Here is a 16,889-nt window from a genome sequence, read left to right as displayed (position 1 = left end):
AACGGCTCACGCACCGGTCATCGCGAATGAGCGGGTCCTTGGTGATCCGCTTGCTCACACTCCCACTGCTCACGGTGCCGAAGCGCTGGAGTTCGCCCTCGGCAACTGAAAGCGCGAAGCCCCCGTCGCCGGCCGAATCGAGCTACGGCCCGAGCGCGGTGAGCGGTACGACGTTGACGCCGTCAACGCGCTGATAGGCGTAGCCGCCGGGGCAAATGACGGTGAGCCCAGCCGGCGATCCGCTTCGGTCGGTGTCGACGGATTCGCAGAAGCGTCGCAGCGTCGTCGCGCCCTGCTCGATCTGGCCCTGACCGAGCTTGACTTCGAACGCGGCCCATCTGCCGTCGGCCAGCTCGATGATCGCGTCGACTTCGATGCCGGCGTCATCGCGGTAGTGGCGCACTCCGCCGTCGATCGCCTGGGAGAGTACGCGCAGATCGCGCACCACGAGCGACTCGAAGAGGCGCCCGAGCAGCCCCAGGTCCTCGAGGAGCCGCGCCGGCTCCGCCCGCAAGGCGGCAGCCGCGAGCGAGGGATCGACGAAGTGGCGCTTGGCCGATCGGCGCACGCGCCGGCGTGACCGAAGATGCGGCGCCCAAGCCGGCTGGTCCTCCACGAGCATGAGCCGTTCCAGCGCATCGAGGTAGTCCCTGACGGTGTGCCGATTCAACGGCTGGTTCCCGTCACCCGCGTCGTCGGCCAGGCGAGCATCAGGAGCTTCGGTGGCAACGTTTCGAGCGAGAGCGGCCAACAGCCGCTGGACCCGCTGAGGATCCCTTCGCGGGCCAGCGACGTGTCGCACGTCGACGCGACTGACCTGCTCGAGGTAGTCGTGATTCGCCCGAGCCGCACGACCGACGTCGAGATCGAGCGTTGCCGGCCAGCCGCCTACCACGATGCGTTCGGCGATCTGTGCGATCCCGCACTCGGCTTCAGCCGCGCGCGGCATCTCGCCGCGCATCAGTGCGGCAAGCGACACGTCACCGGTGGAATCACCGCTCTCGTACAGACTCATGGGCCGCATGCGCAGGAACGAGAACCGGCCTGCGCCGGTGTGTCGGTCGCCGGAGTCTGCGGGCGTCGCCGAGCCGGTCAGGATGAACTGGCCCGGAGAAGGACGGTCGTCGACCGCTCGCCGAACGTGGTTCCACAGGCGTGGATACTCCTGCCACTCGTCGAGCAGGCGCGGCGTTTGACCGTCGATCACCAAGCTCGGGTCGATCTCGGCTGCCTGGCGGGCGGAATCGTCGATGTCGAGTCGGACCTCGCTGGCGGCGACCCTACGGGCGGTCTCGGTCTTCCCACACGCCTTGGGTCCCTCGATGACCACTGCACCGGCCGAAGTCAGCCGCTTTTGGAGGTCGGCCGACGACCCGTGGGCGGTATGCCATGCCGGCCCTCCGAGATGTCGTCGCCACCAGCCGACGGCCAGCCTATACAGAATGCGGGAACTAGTATAGACAGATTGCGCCCCTTAGCGTAGACGTTCTGCGCCATCGTCCATCGACGCGTTTGCGAATAGCTCCTGCCTGGAAGGCGTGGTGGGGCCGGATCCTGAGGTGTGTTGCCGCAGCCACGGCCCCATCAACGAGTACAAGAACGCGGCATGAAGCCCCACGACCGGGTTTCTGGCACCTACAAGTCTTGACAGGACTCACCCGGGTGACCATTCTGGTCACATGATCTCCGTGTCGGTGTCTGAGTTCAAGGCACGCCTGTCGCGCTACCTCCGCGAGGTCCGCCGCGGCGGTGAGGTGCAGGTGCTCGATCGGGGTCGCCCGGTGGCGCGCCTCACCGCAATGCCCGGAGGCGAGGCGCCCGACTCGGACGCGCACCGCGAGCACCTCATCCGCAGCGGGACCCTCCGCGCAGGGACGGGCGAGCCGTGGTCAGCGGTGGCAGCGCCGCCGATCCAGACGAGCGCGGAGGTCTCTGACGCACTGGCCGAGGATCGCGCCGACCGCTTGTGAGGTACTGGGACGCCTCGGGCCTCGTGCCGCTCCTCGTCGCAGAGCCGGCGTCGAGCCGAATGCGAGCACTGCTCGAGGACGACACGTCGATGGTCACGTGGGCGTGGTCGTCGGTCGAGGTCGCGAGCGCGATCGAGCGCCGCGCCCGCGAGGGTGCCCTCGACCGGGAGCAGCGCCGGGATCTGCTCCACCGACTCGCCCGGCTCGCGGAGAGCTGGCACGAGGTCACCGACACGCTGGCGGTCCGGCGCAGAGCGATTCGATTGCTCGCGCGGCACCCGCTCCGGGCGGCCGACGCCGGCCAGCTCGCCGCGGCGCTCCTCATCGCGCCCGAGAGCGGTCCCCCACTGGCCTTCGTATGCTGCGACCACCGCCTCGCGGACGCGGCCGAGCGCGAGGGTCTGCACCCCCTGCCGCCGCCCGGCCAGGACTGAGGCACGGAAGCTCGGCGAACGTGACCCGCCGCCCACCCTCAAAGAACAGTCGCGCTTGAGCATCCGGTCGACGGCAGTCCGCCCACCGGGTTCTTGACACCCACACCGTTTCGGATATTGCGTCTGAGGGTAGAGCTCGGTAACCCTCACGGACAAGAGCGAGGGGGTGAAGTGCGATGTCAGCGACGTTGAGCGGCCCCGTGGAGGAACCCCTCCGCGAGGACCAGACCGAGCACGCGCAGCAAGCGCTGGCAGGTCTGGAAGACCTGCTCGCGCGGATCGGGGATCGAGACCTGGTCGAGCTGCACTCCAGCGAAGACCCGGCCGAAAGCTTGCAGGTGCCCGCGCCAGCTTTGCGGTTGTTCCGCGATGTGCTCGCGCAGCTCTCCGCCGGGCATGCCGTGCAGATCCTGCCGATCCACGCCGAACTCACGACTCAGCAAGCCGCCGAGCTGCTCAACGTCTCGCGGCCCCACGTCGTCAAGCTCGTCGAGGACGGGACGTTGCCCGCGCGCCGCGTGGGCACTCATCGGCGCATCAGAGTGCAGGATGTGATGGACTACCGGCGGCGGGACGACCAACGCCGACGGGGCGTGCTGGACGACCTCGCCGAGGAAGCCGAGGAGCTGGGGCTGGAGTAGGGGAACGCATGGCCTTCGTCGTGGTGTACCACGCCAGCGTCCTCTACCCCATCCGCTGGTGTGATCTGCAGGTGCGCACCCCGGCGCCCGTCCAGCAGGCGGTTGCGGGGCGCGCAGCCACTGCCGCTGAACCCGTGCCAACCGGCCTCGAGGTTCGAGCCGTCCTTGACGACCCCGAGGCCCTGGCCGCGCAGCATCTCGCCGACCACCAGGACGCCCAGCAGCCGGTGCACGCGTCCGAAGGGCAACTGGGCGTCCTCGCTGGTCTCGTTGGTCTCGGCCTCGGTCGGGGTGCCGTCAAACACCTGGAAGCAACGTCGACGTGGTTACCGGCGTGTGATTCAAGTGCCGGGCGGCGGGCTGGATGTGTGCCGGCGTAGGCGGGCGCAACTCAGTCGAGGAGCTCGACGCGGACGAGGTCGGCGACGAACTCGAAGGGTGCGGGTGGGCTGGGCTCGCGGCGACCGTCGGGGACGTAAACGTGCGTCTCGACCTCGTCGGCGGTGAGGCCGGGCCCCCCGCCGGTGCGCCCAACCCGTTCACGGAACCGACGCCGCAAGACAGACGCCAAGTCCGCTACCGTGGAGCGCATGACGACCCCGCCGCCGCACCGTCGCCGCGAGATCTCCCGCGAGGAACTGCGTGGGGAGCTCGACGCGTTCGAGCGCCGCTACGGCGTGCCCAGTGAGCGGATGGTTGAGGTATTTCGCACCACCGGCGGCGACCTCGACGAGACCGAGGACTTTCACCGCTGGCAACAGCTGCACGCCGCCTGGCAGGCCGAGACCGCCCCGCAGGCGTAGCGGGTGTTCCCGGCCAGCGTGACCGGCCTGGACCAGGCCGACGCCTACGTGTGGGCGTGGCTCGAATCGATGGGCGGGCAGATCGTCCCGCCGGACGCGGTGGTGCTCACACGCCGACGCGACGGCGCGCTGCTGGTCGGCCCGTTCGAACTGGCCTTCCACACCGGACTGCGAGTGGCCGTGCAGATGGTCGTGACGCCGGACTTGTCGGTCCCGCAGTACCGCTTCCACGCGCGCACCGAGGCCGAGCCGCTCATCTGGCGGCACGACCGCCACACCGGCCACGAAGCAAGCGACGGCGGCCCCACCCACCTGCACGTCGGTGACCGTCGCGTCCCGCATGCGCCGGTGACCCTGGAGACCGTACGCGACCTCATCGTCGTCGAGAACCTCCGATGCAGCTGACAGCCACTGGCGGTGCACGACCCCACCGACATCGCCGCCGAGCTCGACCCCGGGGAGATGATCGGTTGCGAGGGACTCAGCGGGTCAGGGCTCGCTGTCGATGGGTGGGTGGGAATGTCAACTCGATTTGGCCCCACTGTGATGGGGCGGGTTCCACCTGTCGAACAAGAGAGCGTGATGTCCTGGGTCCTCTACCGGCTCGCCTTCGGCCTGCTCACACTTGCGACCCGATCCGGTCGCGCGAAGGATCTCGAGATCATCGTCCTCCGTCACCAAATGGCGGTCCTGCGCCGCCAGATCGGCAGGCCAGAGCTCACCGAGCGCGACCGCGGCCTGATGGGCGCGATCGCGGCCGCGCTCCCGCGCCCCCGCCGGCAGGGCTGGCTGGTCACCCCCGACACGCTGCTGCGCTGGCAGCGCCGACGGATCGCACGGCACGGGACGCATCCGCGTCGTCGGCCGGGCCGTCCCAGCATCGCGGCCCAGGCCCGCAGCCTCGCGGTGCGCATGGCGCGTGAGAACCCGACTTGGGGCTATCGCCGCATCCACGGCGAGCTCAGCCGGCTCGGCCACACCGTCGGTGCGTCGACCGTGTGGAAGATCCTCAACGACGCCGGCATCGATCCCGCCCCGACACGGACGTCGACGACGTGGTCGCAGTTGCTTCGCTCCCAAGCAGCCGTGGCCTGCGACTTCGCCACCGTCGACACGGTGCTGATGCGCCGCTTCTACGTGCTGTTCTTCATCGACACGGCCAGCCGCGAGGTCATCTTCGGAGGCATCACGGCCAACCCCACCTCCGCCTGGACTGTGCAGGCAGCCCGCAACCTCTTCCTCACCCACGGCGACAGGCTCGCCAGCGCCAAAGCGCTGGTCCGCGACCGCGGAAGCCAGTTCACCACATCCTTCGACGCCGTATTCCGCAGCGCGGGTATGAAGGTCCTCGCCACTCCGGTGCGCACGCCGGTGGCCAACAGCTTCGCCGAGCGCTGGATCCAGAGCCTGCGCCGCGAGCTCCTCGACCGCACGCTCGTCTGGAACCAGCGCCAGCTTCAGAGGCTGGTCTCCGACTACATCGACCACTACAACGGCCACCGACCCCACCGGTCACTGCAGCAGCGCCCGCCGAATCCACCAGAACCGTCCGAGACATCATCTCCCGCGCCCGCGGCCCCGCGCGTCAGCGAACGTCATCATGCTCCCGCGCTGCGACGGCCTCATCAACGAGTACAAGAACACGGCATGAAGCCCACGACCGGGTTTCTGGCACCCACACGTCTCGGTTATGCCCGGGCGATGCGTGCGACAAGGTCGTTGGCCCAGGCAACGGCGTCTTCAACGTCGGCGCAGACGTCCAGGCCGGCGGACTCCTCAGCGTAGCGCTGTGACCAGCCGTCGCGGACGGTCACCTTCGGGGGCCAGGGGTGGCGCCGGCGCGCGGCGAACAGCCGCTCGCAGGTCGCTCGGATCTCCGCGAGCGTGCCGTCGTAGCTGCGGTGCGCGAGCTGCAGATCCACGAGGTCGTGGGCGCGGTCGTTGACCCATCCGCCCTCGTCGGGGGCGGTGCAAGCGTGCAGTTTCTGGGCGATCTGCTGGTGCTGTGCCAGCGCGGGGAGAGGTCCCGGCAGGGGCAGTCCGACGGCGTCGAAGATGGCCTGGCCGTCCTCGCTAGTCACGGCGTCGACGTGTTCGAGCGCGTCGATCTCCTCGACGGCGACTTCGAGCGTGATCGTCCCGGCTCCCCGCTGGCCTCGGTACTCAAGCTTCACCTCCAAGCGGTGCGGCTGGTAGGCGTCGGGCACGGGCGCGCCGATCGGGCCGCGGTCGACGATGCGGCCGCTGAACCCGTGCCAACCGGCCTCGAGGGCCTCAGCCATCGAGTCGCGGAGCCGTTCGATCGATTGGACCCGCACGATGTCGAGGTCGCTGGAGGCGCGGGTGGCCGCGATGCCCAGCCGCGCCTCCAGGTTCGAGCCGCCCTTGACCACCCCGAGGTCGAGGTCCTGGCCGCGCAGCATCTCACCGACCACCAGGACGCCCAGCAACCGCTGCACGCGTCCGAACGGCAGCTGGGTCTCCCGGGTGTGGTTGCGCAGGCGGTCCTGCAGGGATCGCAGGTTGTGGGGCGGGCCGTCAGCCATCGTGGTGCGCCGGTTCGTGGAGGCCCAGTGCATCGAAGACGGCGTCGAGCTCAGCGTCGCGGAGCAAGCCCTCGCCTCGCGCCTGCTCTGCGCCCTCGACCAGCCGTGAGCGCATGATCAGATCACGGCAGTCCATCAGCGCGCGGGCGACCGTGGTCGAGGGGATCGCAAAGTAGTGAGTGAGCTGGTCCGCCGGAATCGTCCGCTTGATGACCCGCAGCGGGACTGGTGGGCGTTGGCGCCTCCGGACGCGCCGCGGCGTCACGACCCGGATGACCGATGGGTTGGCGGACGCCAGGCCGTGCAGGGCCAGGACGGCGTCGTGCGACAAGGCCGCGTCAGGCCCGGTCCACAGCACCGCCTCCATGTACGGTGTCTGCTCGGTGACCGGCACCTCCGGAACTCGGTACAGGCCGTAGGCGACCTGCTCGAGTGTCCCGCGCTGCGTCATCTGCCGCAGGTAGGCGCCATCCACGCCCACCGCCCTCGCGGCGGTCGTGGTCACGAAGCCGTGGTGGTCCAGAGCGATGTCGTACAGCTGCCGCCATGTCGCACCGGGCATTGCAAACTCCTCGGAGAGGTGGCACTACCGTAGCGTTATGATAACGGTCTTGCCACGATCTTGGGCATCGTCGCGACGAGTGCGCCGATGTGCGTAGTCGTGGGGGTCGGCGACGAGAAGATCGATGTCCTCAGAGATCGACGATGGTTTGCTCGATGCTGGTGACGTGCCCGTCGGCGATCGCGGTGCGGGCGCGCACCAGATCCAGCCGGTCGAGGTCGCGGGAGACGAACACCACTCGACCGTAGACGCCCCCGTCGACGGGGCGGCGGATCACCGGGACCGCGACCCACGCGGTGGCGTGCGCGCGCGGCACCGCGTGAACCGCTCACCGACTCCCAGCTTCACCCTCACGCGCTACCTCACCACCACCCGACCCGCCTCCCCGACAACCTCGCGCTCTTCCCCGCCACCAACGCCGACCCCCGAGACCATCACGGCCTCGCCCCCGACCAAGTCACCCACAATCCTCATCAGCTACGAACAGCTGCCCACATAGCCGCAGACCCGAGAGACCGTCCTCATTGTCCTCCAAAAGGTCCCGCAATGGCGAATACATCGCGCTCTCCACAACTCACCTTCCACGAGCACGACGACAAACTCGACGGAGCCCGAAACGACCGGAGCCCCGGCCCTCCGAGAGGACCGGGGCTCCGCGACGTTCACTAGGCGAAACTAGCCGTCAGAACGACCGTCCTTACAGTCCCTCATCGGAGAGCTCGAAGGTCGTGTTCGCGTCGTCGTTCAGGTACTCGTCGGTGATAAGTGCGTCCTCACTGTTGTCTGGTGTTTCGTCGGGATCGACGATGTCCTGCATAACCGACACCCACTGAGCCTTCGTCGCCGAACCGTCCTCGGTGACGTAGAAGTCGGAGGCGTCGTAGTCGTAGCGCAGCACATCGAACTGATCGAGCGAACCGGCAGCAGCGGTCACCTTCACGATGACGTGCTCGGTGTCGAAGTCCGCGGCGAGAACCTCCGCAGCATCGGCCGCCTCGGGGTCCTGACCCTCTTCGGCGTCCTCCCACCAGTGCTTGTTCGCACTGGCGGTGATGGCAGTGCCGGTGTCGTCGTCCACGGGGTCGTTCGGGTCCTCGGTTTCCTGGAGGGCCGCATCAATGTCGTCCGTACCGGAGGCCGAAGGGCCCTGGTAGCTGAACGATGCCGATCCGTCACCGTCGACCTGGACCACCTGGGTGAAGTCCCCATCGTTGTCGGTGTCGACGGTGAATTCGACCTGCCAGTCCTCTTCCTCGTCGAGCGCGTAGGCCCCTCAAACTGGTCGACCACCTGCACGTTCACCATGTGCGTAGTGCTGACCTCGTTGACGGAGTCCTCCGCATCGAACTCAAGGGCGTCGGCGACCCGCTCGCTGTCGACCCACTCGAGGCGAACCTCGTCGCCATTGTCCAGGGTCTCGGTCTGCCCTTCGTAGTTGCCGTCGCCCTGCCAACGGAAGTAGACGTCCCAGTCGGGGTCGCCGTCCTCCGCCTCAGAACCGTCGATCTCGAACTCGACGACGCCATCCTCGGTCTCGGCCTCCCCCGACTGCACGATGTCATCCGAGGGAATCGCGCCGAACGACAACGTTGCATCGTCTTCGACTACCCGGTACTCGACGGTCTGCCCGTCGGCCGGCACGACGAAGTCATCCGCGCTGTCGTTGACGAGGCCGATCTCGATGTCGACCATGCTGCCCTCAGGCTGCTCAGTCGTCTGCCCAGCCTCAGGGTCGGACTCAAGCGTGGTCACGGCAGCGAAGTACGTCGCACCGCCGATACCGAAGTCGTTCTCCGGATCGCCCTCATCGGTGGGCAGCTCATCGTCATCGTCGGCGACGAACACGACCGGGTGCACCTCAACGGGATCGTTCTCGGCGCTCTGCACGGTGAACTCGATCTCGCCACCGCTAACGCCGTCGAAACGGTCGCTGGTGCCCGGCACCACGGTACCGTCAGTCGACACGCCGGTGATCTCGGCGTCGGTGTCGTCGATGAACTGGACGTGCCGTCACCGTCGAGGTCCTCGAAGGTCACGACGCCGTTGTCAACGTCGACCTCGTCGGCGTCGACCAGCGCGATACTGACCTCGTCGGCGTCGCTGGCGTCGACCTCGAAGTCGCGCGCACCAGCGTCGTCGGCGTCAGTGTCGGTGTGCTGGAACACGTCGCCGTCGGTCGGCTCGACGTTAAACACCTGGGTGTTGGCGATTGCAGAATCATGCCGTTATAGGTACAGTTTCGTCCTCGATGGGGTCGAGCGAGAGGGCGCGTCGTGGAGCTGGTCGCGACCGCGGAGGCGGCGCGTCGTCTGGGGGTGTCCCCGCGGCGGGTGCGCGCCATGATCAGCGATCAGCAGGTCGAGGCGCAGCGCGTGGCGGACCGGTGGCTGGTCGACGCGGACTCGCTCGAGCGGCTGGCTGCCGCGCCGCGGGCCTCGGGGCGGCCGTGGTCGCCGCAGGTGGCGTGGGCCTGTCTGCGGTGGCTCGACGGCGAGCAGAGGGCGGTGGCGGCGCTCGCTGCCGTGGACCGCTCGCGGCTGCGGCGTCGCCTGCAAGCGCCGGTGCGGCTCGAGGCGCTCGCGCCGCGGCTGGTGCGCCGCGCGCGGCCGCTGCGGCTGCACGGGCACCCCTCGGTGCTGCGCGACGTCGAGCATGCCGGCTGTGCTACGGGCCTGTCGGCGGCGGCGGCGTTGAAGGTGGGCTTGGCGGTGCGCGAGGGCGAGCAGGCCGACGTCTACGTGCCCGAGGGGACCGTCGACGGTCTCGTGGCCGCGCTCGCGCTGCGTCCAGTCGAGGCGTCGGGCGGGGCGAACGTGACGCTGCGCCGGGTGCCCGACGCGGCGTGGCAGCTCGAAGGGCGCACGGTCGCGCCGGTCGCCGCGGCGGCGCTGGACCTCGCCGAGCACGCCGACACCCGCAGCCACGCGGCCGCGCGCGAGCTGGCCGCCCGCGTGGAAAGCCGGGATGCGTGAGCGCCTCGGTGGTCGCCGATGTCGCCGTCCCGCCCGCGGTCGGGGTGCTCGCTGCTCGAGGAGCACTACCGTCTGCCTCGTCGAGAGAGCGACGGCAGGCCGCTCGGTCGAGGTCGGACCGGGGCAGTCACGACCGAGCGTTGGGGTAGTCTCGGCGTATGAGCACGACGATCGATGCCCAAGAGTTGCGCGCGCACTTGTCCGACTATCTCGAGCGGGCGGCGCACGGGGAGGAGATCCTCGTGCTCCAGGTCGATGCCGGTGGCCGGAAGCTGCCGGTCCGCTTGATGGCCGTTCGGCCGGAGCATGGGTCCTCCTCACCGCCGCGGCGGCGTTTCCGCAGCGACCGCAGCGTGGCCGAAGTCCTGGCCGAGGATCGTGGCGCGTGACGCTGTACGTGGACACCAGCGCGCTGCTCAAGCTGTACGTCGAGGAAGCCGAGAGCGTGGCGTGCGAGGCCCTGCTCGACGCCGAGCCCGATGTCGTGACCGCGCGACACACCGCGGTTGAGGCCCGGCGAGCCCTCACGGTGCTCCTGGACGGTGGTGAGCTGGCCGCAGCGCGGGAGCAGTTCGCGCAGGACTGGACGCAGTTGCGAGTAGTCGAGGTCGACGCGGCTCTGTGTGAGACCGCCGCCGCGATCGCCGAGCGAACCTGGGTCCGTACGTTGGATGCGCTGCACATTGCCGCGGCCGCGGGTGCGCAGACGCCGGTGGTGAGCTACGACGGACGACTCGCCAAGGCCGCGGAAGCCGAGAGCCTTGAGGTCATCGCCCCGGGAATCCAGCAAGGGTAAGGTCCCGTCGGGGTGCCAGGCGGCGCGGGCGTGCTGCTCGCGGCCAGCCGACCAGGTCACCGCGGTCTCCGGGGGGCGACCGCGGCGGGCTCGGAAGCGGCTATGGCCGACGTTCGGCACGATCTCGGAGTGTCTCTGCGGCGGGATCGCCACTCGATGCTCGAGCGGTGGTGGCCACCCCGCCCGCAGTCGCGCGGCGCTTCCCCCACACAGCGACGGGCCGTCGGGCATGTGTCATCGCAGTCGTAGGTCGATCGAACGCGTGGCTGGCCTCGTCAGTGCTGCGAGGTCGCGCCGTACAGCACCCCGATGATTGCGCGGGGCGACGGGCGAGGTCGATGATGGTCTGCTCGATGCCGGTGACCTGCCCGGCGACGATGGCGGTGCGGGCACGCACGAGATCCAGCCGATCGAGGTCGCGGGAAACGAACCCCACCCGACCGTCAGCGGCCTCGCGGTCCTGGCTGGCGCCCACACCTCGTACAGCGCCGACCAGCGGCCCCGCTCGTCGCTCTCGCACGACTCGATGTCAGCGAACGCCTCCGCGCGCGTTCGCGTAACGCGTCGGCGGCGTAGTGCAGCGCATCAGCGACGTCCTCGCGTTCCAGGTCGGGGTAGGCGGCGACGAGCTCGTCGGCGGTCATACCGTCAGCGACCGTGGCGACCACGCTCGCCACGGGAACGCGCAGCCCGCGGATGCACGGTGCCGACCCGTCTGCTGCTTGCGAGCACGCACCGCCATCACACTCGCGACCCGCTCCGGTCGCGCGAAGGACCTCGAGATCATCGTCCTCCGTCACCAGGTGGCGGTCCTGCGCCGCCAGCTCGGCAGGCCGGAGCTCACCGAGCGCGACCGCGGCCTGATGGGCGCGATCGCGACCGCGCTCCCGCGCCCCCGCCGGCAGGGCTGGCTGGTCACCCCCGACACGCTGCTGCGCTGGCACCGCCGACGAATCGCACGGCACGGGGGGCATCCGCGTCGCCGGCCGGGCCGTCCCAGCACCGCGGCCCAGGCCCGCAGCCTCGCGATGCGCATGGCGCGTGAGAACCCGACCTGGGGCTACCGCCGCACCCACGGCGAGCTCAGCCGGCTCGGCCACACCATCGAGGCATCGACGGTGTGGAAGATCCTCAACGACGCCGGCATCGATCCCGCCCCCACACGCACGTCGACGACGTGGCCGCAATTGCTTCGCTCCCAAGCCGCCGTGGCCTGCGACTTCGCCACCGTCGACACGGTCCTGCTGCGCCGCGTCTACGTGCTGTTCTTCATCGACACGGCCAGCCGCGAAGTCATCCTCGGAGGCATCACAGCCAACCCCACCGCCGCCTGGACCACGCAGGCAGCCCGCAACCTCTTCCTCACCCACGGCGACAGGCTCGCCAGCGCCAAAGCGCTGGTCCGCGACCGCGGAAGCCAGTTCACCACATCCTTCGACGCCGTATTCCGCAGCGCGGGTATGAAGGTCCTCGCCACTCCGGTGCGCACGCCGGTGGCCAACAGCTTCGCCGAGCGCTGGATCCAGAGCCTGCGCCGCGAGCTCCTCGACCGCACGCTCGTCTGGAACCAGCGCCACCTCCGGAGGACGGCCTCATCAACGAGTACAAAAACGCGGCATGAAGCCACGACCGGGTTTCTGGCACCCACAGGCCTATGCAGACCATCAACCGAACCGTGATCACGGTCGAGACCACACCACTGATGCTTCGTCACGGCAAGACGACCGTGCACGAGGCGCAGCTCGACGGCGACGAGAACCTCGCGCCCGGCGACGAAGTGCTGCTCAGCGACGGCGCGGGCACCTACCGAGCTGCGACGCTCACCGCCCACGACGGCGAGCTGTACGAGTTCACGTGCTGAGAGGCGCCCAGCGGCGCGCCCCGTGACGGGGGGCGCGCCGCTGCGGCATGCCGCGGCCTCCGCGCTGACGTGCTGGCGCGCCCGCGCGGTGGTGGCGCGCTCATCGCCGGCGTCCCCGCCCAGGCCACGGATCCTACCTGCGCCTGCCCGCCTGTTTGCCGGGTCGCGGTATCGGCTCGCGTCCCGCGTGGCTGCGTTGGGATGAACCCCACTGGATCCCTCGCCTATGGCGGGCTGCGCGCCAAGGTCCGGGAGGGTCGCTGACCACAGGCTCCGGTCCGTGGTTGCCGGTTGAAGGGGCGCGGTTTGAGCGCGACGAAGGACTCGGCGGTGGGCACGCGCCAGTCGACCGAGGTGGGCAGGTCGTGGTAGCGCAGGGACACGGCGCGTTGCTCGTACTCGAGCTGCTGCTCGGCGGGTTCGCGGCGCAGCAGCTGGACTTCCACGCTGGGGACCGCGTTGGCGGTGAGGTGCAGGGTGAGGTCGCGTGGGGCGCGGGCGGCGGAGCCGATCTCCAGCTCGGGGTAGGCGCGGCGGAGAAGGCGGCCGAGCTCACTCTGCAGCCGTGGTGCGTAGTCGTGCGGGTCGTCGACGAGCAGGTCGATGTCCTCGGAGACCCGAAGCCCGTCGAGGTGGGTGCGCGCGAGCGCGGTGCCACCGACGAACGCGGCGTCGGGGCCGTCGAGTCGCGGCAGCGCGGCGAGGAGGTGGGAGACGAGGTGGTCGCGTTCGATCTGCTCGCGCGTCACGCCGAGCCGCTCGGCCCAGCGGGCGGCCTCGGGCGCGGTGATCATCCCGCCGCCCCCTGCTCGACGCGGACCCGGTTGAGCGCGGCGCGGGCGCGCTGCTCGCGGGCGAGCTGGTCGAGCCGGTCGGTCTCGGCGCGGGGCCACAGCCGCGCGATGGCCTCCCGCGCGGTGTCCTCCCCGCCGCCGTGAGCCGGGCGGCGGGCGAGATCGACGATGGTCTGCTCGATGCCGGTGACGTACCCGTCGGCGATCGCGGTGCGCGCGCGCACCAGATCCAGCCGCTCGAGGTCGCGGGGCACGAACACCACCCGCCCGTAGACGCCCCCGTCGATGGGACGGCGGTTCACCCCGACCGCGACCCACGCGGTGGCGTGCGCGCGGGGCACCGCGCCGTGGTAGCGCGCCGCGGACAAGCCCATCAGGGCCGCCCGCTCGCCGTGGTCGGCCACCGCGATCCCCAACGCGAGATCCTCAACCGGCGGCCGCCAGCGCGCGTCGCCCAGCGCCTCCTGCGGGGGATGAGGTAGTAGCCGTGCGCCACCCGCCGCAACGCGCCCGCGTCGGCCAGACGGCGAAACTCCGCCCGCGGGTTGCGGTACAACCCTTCGGCGTCGCGCGGGCGCACCACGCGACGTCCGAGCCGGTACAGGTCCAGTGGGAGCCCGCGTATGCTCATGACTTTGTCCACTGTAGCTTATGGAGCTACTTTTAACAAAGTAATGCTGTGGTATCGGTGGCCCGCTCGGGAGGGACGCTGCCCGGGTGTGCGGCTGCGACCTCGGCCCGGGCGCACTCACCCCTGCATGTCCGCGGCGCGGGCGCGCGGTTCGCCGCGCGCGTTCGTCGAGCCGTTCGGTCCGAGCGCAGGGCCACAGCCGCGATACCTCTCCCGGAGTGGCTCGACGTCGCCGTGAGCGGCGGCGGGCGAGATCGACGATGGCGTGCTCGATGCTTGGGGGCGGTGCCGCAGGGGGATCGCGTGTGTGGCTGGCTCCGTCAGCCCGGCGAAGTCGCGCCGTACAGCGCACCGATGATCGCGCCCAGAGCGATCGGCCACGCCGGGGGATCGAACGACGAGAAGAGCATGGCGCTGGTGAGCGCGCCCCCGGTCGCGCCGAACCCGCCGAAGGTCAGCCCGTGCATCACCCGATTCAGCCGCTCGTCGGCGCGAGCCTTTGTGTCCTCGCGTTCCTTCGCGTGTCTGGCGTGTTCGGTTTCGGCCACCGGGTAGCGGTGCTTGGGATAGCACTCGATGTCGTCGCTGTCGCGGTGCCGCAGCCGGTTGTCGGTCTCGCCCCTCGAGGCACGGACCAGGGGCTCGTACACCGGTCGGTCACAGTGGATGCAGGTGCGGTGGTCCATCACGTGCCCCTCGGAGCTGGACATGCAGCAGTGCGAGCTGCCTACGAGGAAGGGTCGGCTCCTTGGCCCGCTGACTGGAGCCCGGGCAGCGCGCCCCGGCGAGCTGCCGAGCGCACGTGGGTGCTGCGCCAGCGGCGAGACGCAGCCGCTTCCCCGCGCGCCGACGTCCCCGCCCTCGACGCCCACCCCCGCAGCAGGCTAGACGTAGCTGCCCGCGTCGAAGGCGTCCGCGGCCTCGCGCACCGCGTCGGCATCGCCCTCGGCCAGCGCGTCCAGCGGCCGGCGTCCGTCCAGCAGTCGGTTGCGGGCACGCAGCCACTGCGCTGGCTCACACCGCCGGACTCGGAGATGTAGGCGTCGGTGTCGCTGAAGTCGGCGTTGCCGTCGCCGTCGTCGCCGAAGCTCACGGTGTTGTCCTCGACGGTGACGTCGTCGGCGTCGGCGAGCGCGACCTCGACGTCGCTGTCGGCATCGATGCCGCTCGCGGCGTAGTCACGATCGTCGCTGGTCGGGTTGGTGGCCTCGTCGTCGGGGGTGACGTCAAACGTCTGGGTGCTGGTGAGACCCTCGGCGGGCGGGTGTGCTCACGGTTGGCAGCGTCGCCTGCAGCTACGTCCTGCTTGCCAGCTCGACGTTGCGAACGACGATGCCGAGCTCCGTCTCAGGGTCCAACGGTCGCCAGCCGTCCTCGGTGGGCACCTGCGAGTCGTAGTCGAGGTCGCCCGCGCCGATCACTCCCGCCACCGTGGTGAGGAGGTCGGAACCCGGCCATCCCGGCACCTGTGCGGCGTCGGGTTGCAGGGGCAGGTGAACGATGAGCCAGACGTCGCCAACCGCTTCGCCGCCGTCATGCACTACCGCCACCGAAAGCTCCACGCGGAGAAGACCTCCGACTGTGCCGCGGTGGGGCACCATCGGCGCGGCGACAGCCCGGCGCACCAGTTCCAGCACCCCCGGACGAATGCGGCTTTCGAAGTCGAGCTGCTCCCGTTCGAGTTCGAGTTGGACTTCGTCGTCCTCGTCTGGAAGCAGGTGGCCCACCTCGGCGCGTCTCTCGAAGAGGGTGTAGTCGTGCTCGGGCGTGAATCCGAGGAACCACACGAAAGAGGTAGGCAGAAAGCGGGACCGGTGGAGGGGCGCCGACTGATCGGGCCTCGCCGCGTCGGCGCTCACCTTCCTGCACCGTTGCCTACTGACGCGACCAGACGGTGAACGGGGAGCGCGCCCTCAACCGCGCCGCGCGCCGCTTGGGGAACCAGGCGAGCTCTCGGCCGCGCCCGTCTCGGGTGGCGGCCGACCGCGCGTACACCCCGTCGAACTCGTCGGCCGCAGCGGCCGCGCCCACCGGCCGACAGTCGGTGTGGCCGACCACGTCACCATCCACCCCGTCCAGCGGGTACGACGTCGGCAGCCCGGCCGCGACCAGCCCTTCGTTGCTCGCCGCGTCGATCGCGGTCACCGGTGGCGCCAGTTCCACGTCGACCAGGTCGGGGCCCGCTTCGTCGCGTACGTCCTCAACATTGACTGGCGACGACGCGAGCCGCGCGGTCACAATGCGCCACGCCGTCGGCGCGTCGGCGCACAGGTACAGCGTGGGCTCGCCGCCCACCGGCGTCCACCGGCCGCCGAAGCGGGCAGCGAACGTCGCGTCCAACGGGTCGTCCCACGACGGGTCCGCCAGCCGCAGCCACCGCGAGCCCGGTGGCCATGACACGCTTCTCACGATTGCCAGCGGGCGATGTCGAACAAGTCTCGCGCGTACCGCAGCGCCTCGTCGGCCCGGCCGTCCACCGCGAGCTGCAGCAGGCTCTCACCGCCGAGGTCCTCGGCGGGTCGGCGCACCACGGCCGGGATCCGGTCGACCTTCACGTAATGCTCGAGCAGATCGGTGGCGGCCGACAGGGTCGCCAGCCGGTCGGCGCGGTCGGCGGGCACGTCACCGTGGTCCACCCACTGGCTCAACGCTTGCCGCGACACGCCGAACATCGCGGCAGCCTCCGCCCGTGAGACGTCCCACACCGACAGCAGTCGCCGCAGCGCGTCGACGCGCGGCTGGCTGGACGTGCGGTCGAGGACGCGGGCGGCGATGTCACGCGCCCCGTCGGGGTACGACTCGATTAGTTCGCGGGCGACTTCGTCCGGGTCGTAGGTGGCGTTCGCGCTCATGGGGCACCTCCTGGCCAGCACAGTACC

Annotated in this window: 27 protein-coding genes; 13 read left to right on the top strand and 14 right to left on the bottom strand. The window is 70.1% G+C overall.

Annotation, left to right across the window (positions count from 1 at the left end):
* Nucleotides 1-142: 142 nt before the first annotated feature.
* Nucleotides 143-1,330 (bottom strand): ATP-binding protein, encoded by a 1,188-nt coding sequence (locus ER308_RS15190; protein ID WP_205745646.1) that lies wholly within the window; start codon nt 1,328-1,330, stop codon nt 143-145.
* Between the two features lie 349 nt (nt 1,331-1,679).
* On the opposite strand from ER308_RS15190, the gene ER308_RS15185 reads away from it, so the two are divergent.
* The 4 genes from ER308_RS15185 (at nt 1,680) to ER308_RS15170 (ending at nt 3,425) form a co-directional block, all read left to right on the top strand.
* Complete coding sequence (locus ER308_RS15185; RefSeq protein ID WP_131155768.1) at nt 1,680-1,970, top strand: type II toxin-antitoxin system Phd/YefM family antitoxin; 291 nt, start codon at nt 1,680-1,682, stop codon at nt 1,968-1,970.
* Between the two features lie 59 nt (nt 1,971-2,029).
* Nucleotides 2,030-2,404, top strand: coding sequence for a PIN domain-containing protein (locus ER308_RS15180; protein ID WP_205745644.1), 375 nt, complete (start codon nt 2,030-2,032; stop codon nt 2,402-2,404).
* A gap of 176 nt (nt 2,405-2,580) precedes the next feature.
* A complete protein-coding gene (locus ER308_RS15175; RefSeq protein WP_131155766.1) occupies nt 2,581-3,045 on the top strand; it encodes a helix-turn-helix domain-containing protein in 465 nt (154 codons plus the stop codon).
* Nucleotides 3,046-3,053: 8 nt separating this feature from the next.
* The gene (locus tag ER308_RS15170; RefSeq protein ID WP_131155765.1) at nt 3,054-3,425 is read left to right on the top strand and encodes a hypothetical protein; all 372 of its coding nucleotides are present in this window, start codon (nt 3,054-3,056) and stop codon (nt 3,423-3,425) included.
* Nucleotides 3,426-3,436: 11 nt separating this feature from the next.
* On the opposite strand, the gene ER308_RS15165 is transcribed toward ER308_RS15170, so the two are convergent.
* Nucleotides 3,437-3,616 (bottom strand): hypothetical protein, encoded by a 180-nt coding sequence (locus tag ER308_RS15165; protein ID WP_131155764.1) that lies wholly within the window; start codon nt 3,614-3,616, stop codon nt 3,437-3,439.
* A gap of 19 nt (nt 3,617-3,635) precedes the next feature.
* Between ER308_RS15165 and ER308_RS15160 the strand changes: the two genes are divergently transcribed.
* Genes ER308_RS15160 through ER308_RS15150 form a run of 3 tightly spaced genes read left to right on the top strand, consistent with a single transcriptional unit; the run spans nt 3,636 to nt 5,633 of the window.
* Entirely contained in the window at nt 3,636-3,848 is a 213-nt protein-coding gene (locus ER308_RS15160; protein ID WP_131155763.1) for a hypothetical protein, read from the top strand.
* Nucleotides 3,849-3,851: 3 nt separating this feature from the next.
* Nucleotides 3,852-4,253 carry a toxin-antitoxin system TumE family protein gene (locus ER308_RS15155; RefSeq protein WP_131155762.1) on the top strand — a complete coding sequence of 134 codons (402 nt, stop codon included), beginning with the start codon at nt 3,852-3,854 and terminating at the stop codon, nt 4,251-4,253.
* 12 nt (nt 4,254-4,265) lie between these two features.
* Entirely contained in the window at nt 4,266-5,633 is a 1,368-nt protein-coding gene (locus ER308_RS15150) for an integrase core domain-containing protein (protein ID WP_131155761.1), read from the top strand.
* Here ER308_RS15150 and ER308_RS15145 read toward each other — a convergent pair.
* The 4 genes from ER308_RS15145 to ER308_RS15130 all read right to left on the bottom strand — a co-directional run bounded on the left by ER308_RS15145 (nt 5,537) and on the right by ER308_RS15130 (nt 8,148).
* Complete coding sequence (locus ER308_RS15145) at nt 5,537-6,394, bottom strand: nucleotidyl transferase AbiEii/AbiGii toxin family protein (RefSeq protein ID WP_165492133.1); 858 nt, start codon at nt 6,392-6,394, stop codon at nt 5,537-5,539. The two genes, ER308_RS15150 and ER308_RS15145, sit on opposite strands and share 97 nt — an antisense overlap.
* Nucleotides 6,387-6,956 carry a type IV toxin-antitoxin system AbiEi family antitoxin domain-containing protein gene (locus ER308_RS15140; protein WP_131155759.1) on the bottom strand — a complete coding sequence of 190 codons (570 nt, stop codon included), beginning with the start codon at nt 6,954-6,956 and terminating at the stop codon, nt 6,387-6,389. The genes ER308_RS15145 and ER308_RS15140 overlap by 8 nt, the downstream gene beginning before the upstream one ends.
* Before the next feature lie 130 nt (nt 6,957-7,086).
* Nucleotides 7,087-7,272 (bottom strand): hypothetical protein, encoded by a 186-nt coding sequence (locus ER308_RS15135; RefSeq protein ID WP_131155758.1) that lies wholly within the window; start codon nt 7,270-7,272, stop codon nt 7,087-7,089.
* Between the two features lie 381 nt (nt 7,273-7,653).
* Nucleotides 7,654-8,148: a hypothetical protein gene (locus ER308_RS15130; RefSeq protein WP_131155757.1), complete on the bottom strand. Its 495-nt coding sequence runs from the start codon at nt 8,146-8,148 to the stop codon at nt 7,654-7,656.
* Nucleotides 8,149-8,261: 113 nt separating this feature from the next.
* Here ER308_RS15130 and ER308_RS15125 point away from each other — a divergent pair, with 113 nt between their 5' ends.
* The 4 genes from ER308_RS15125 (at nt 8,262) to ER308_RS15110 (ending at nt 10,724) form a co-directional block, all read left to right on the top strand.
* On the top strand, nt 8,262-9,299 hold the full coding sequence (locus ER308_RS15125) for a hypothetical protein (protein WP_131155756.1): 1,038 nt from the start codon (nt 8,262-8,264) through the stop codon (nt 9,297-9,299).
* Nucleotides 9,296-9,928 (top strand): hypothetical protein, encoded by a 633-nt coding sequence (locus ER308_RS15120; RefSeq protein WP_131155755.1) that lies wholly within the window; start codon nt 9,296-9,298, stop codon nt 9,926-9,928. The genes ER308_RS15125 and ER308_RS15120 overlap by 4 nt, the downstream gene beginning before the upstream one ends.
* 158 nt (nt 9,929-10,086) lie before the next feature.
* A complete protein-coding gene (locus ER308_RS15115; RefSeq protein WP_131155754.1) occupies nt 10,087-10,317 on the top strand; it encodes a type II toxin-antitoxin system Phd/YefM family antitoxin in 231 nt (76 codons plus the stop codon).
* Nucleotides 10,314-10,724, top strand: a complete 411-nt coding sequence (locus ER308_RS15110) for a type II toxin-antitoxin system VapC family toxin (RefSeq protein ID WP_131155753.1) — start codon at nt 10,314-10,316, stop codon at nt 10,722-10,724. Before ER308_RS15115 ends, ER308_RS15110 begins: the two co-directional genes overlap by 4 nt.
* A gap of 443 nt (nt 10,725-11,167) precedes the next feature.
* On the opposite strand, the gene ER308_RS23275 is transcribed toward ER308_RS15110, so the two are convergent.
* The gene (locus tag ER308_RS23275; protein ID WP_420826166.1) at nt 11,168-11,698 is read right to left on the bottom strand and encodes a DUF433 domain-containing protein; all 531 of its coding nucleotides are present in this window, start codon (nt 11,696-11,698) and stop codon (nt 11,168-11,170) included.
* On the opposite strand from ER308_RS23275, the gene ER308_RS15100 reads away from it, so the two are divergent.
* Both ER308_RS15100 and ER308_RS15095 read left to right on the top strand, forming a co-directional pair.
* Nucleotides 11,588-12,403 carry an integrase gene (locus ER308_RS15100; protein WP_420826165.1) on the top strand — a complete coding sequence of 272 codons (816 nt, stop codon included), beginning with the start codon at nt 11,588-11,590 and terminating at the stop codon, nt 12,401-12,403. The two genes, ER308_RS23275 and ER308_RS15100, sit on opposite strands and share 111 nt — an antisense overlap.
* Entirely contained in the window at nt 12,379-12,585 is a 207-nt protein-coding gene (locus ER308_RS15095) for a hypothetical protein (protein ID WP_131155750.1), read from the top strand. The genes ER308_RS15100 and ER308_RS15095 overlap by 25 nt, the downstream gene beginning before the upstream one ends.
* A gap of 224 nt (nt 12,586-12,809) precedes the next feature.
* Here ER308_RS15095 and ER308_RS15090 read toward each other — a convergent pair whose 3' ends face one another.
* The 7 genes from ER308_RS15090 to ER308_RS15055 form a co-directional block, all read right to left on the bottom strand.
* Nucleotides 12,810-13,379, bottom strand: a complete 570-nt coding sequence (locus tag ER308_RS15090; RefSeq protein ID WP_131155749.1) for a nucleotidyl transferase AbiEii/AbiGii toxin family protein — start codon at nt 13,377-13,379, stop codon at nt 12,810-12,812.
* Nucleotides 13,376-13,795, bottom strand: a complete 420-nt coding sequence (locus ER308_RS15085) for a type IV toxin-antitoxin system AbiEi family antitoxin domain-containing protein (RefSeq protein ID WP_131155748.1) — start codon at nt 13,793-13,795, stop codon at nt 13,376-13,378. Before ER308_RS15085 ends, ER308_RS15090 begins: the two co-directional genes overlap by 4 nt.
* Nucleotides 13,796-14,330: 535 nt before the next feature.
* Nucleotides 14,331-14,696 (bottom strand): hypothetical protein, encoded by a 366-nt coding sequence (locus tag ER308_RS15075; protein WP_131155746.1) that lies wholly within the window; start codon nt 14,694-14,696, stop codon nt 14,331-14,333.
* A gap of 198 nt (nt 14,697-14,894) precedes the next feature.
* Nucleotides 14,895-15,011, bottom strand: coding sequence for an antitoxin Xre/MbcA/ParS toxin-binding domain-containing protein (locus ER308_RS23270; protein WP_131157050.1), 117 nt, complete (start codon nt 15,009-15,011; stop codon nt 14,895-14,897).
* 294 nt (nt 15,012-15,305) lie between these two features.
* Nucleotides 15,306-15,869 carry a hypothetical protein gene (locus ER308_RS15065; protein WP_131155745.1) on the bottom strand — a complete coding sequence of 188 codons (564 nt, stop codon included), beginning with the start codon at nt 15,867-15,869 and terminating at the stop codon, nt 15,306-15,308.
* 16 nt (nt 15,870-15,885) lie between these two features.
* On the bottom strand, nt 15,886-16,410 hold the full coding sequence (locus ER308_RS15060; protein ID WP_165492132.1) for an RES domain-containing protein: 525 nt from the start codon (nt 16,408-16,410) through the stop codon (nt 15,886-15,888).
* A 5-nt stretch (nt 16,411-16,415) separates the two neighbouring features.
* Nucleotides 16,416-16,862 carry a hypothetical protein gene (locus ER308_RS15055; protein WP_131155743.1) on the bottom strand — a complete coding sequence of 149 codons (447 nt, stop codon included), beginning with the start codon at nt 16,860-16,862 and terminating at the stop codon, nt 16,416-16,418.
* Nucleotides 16,863-16,889 lie beyond the last annotated feature (27 nt).

Origin of the sequence: Egibacter rhizosphaerae, assembly GCF_004322855.1 — a bacterium.
GTDB lineage: Bacteria > Actinomycetota > Nitriliruptoria > Euzebyales > Egibacteraceae > Egibacter > Egibacter rhizosphaerae.
This window is presented reverse-complemented; position numbering and strand designations above follow the sequence as displayed.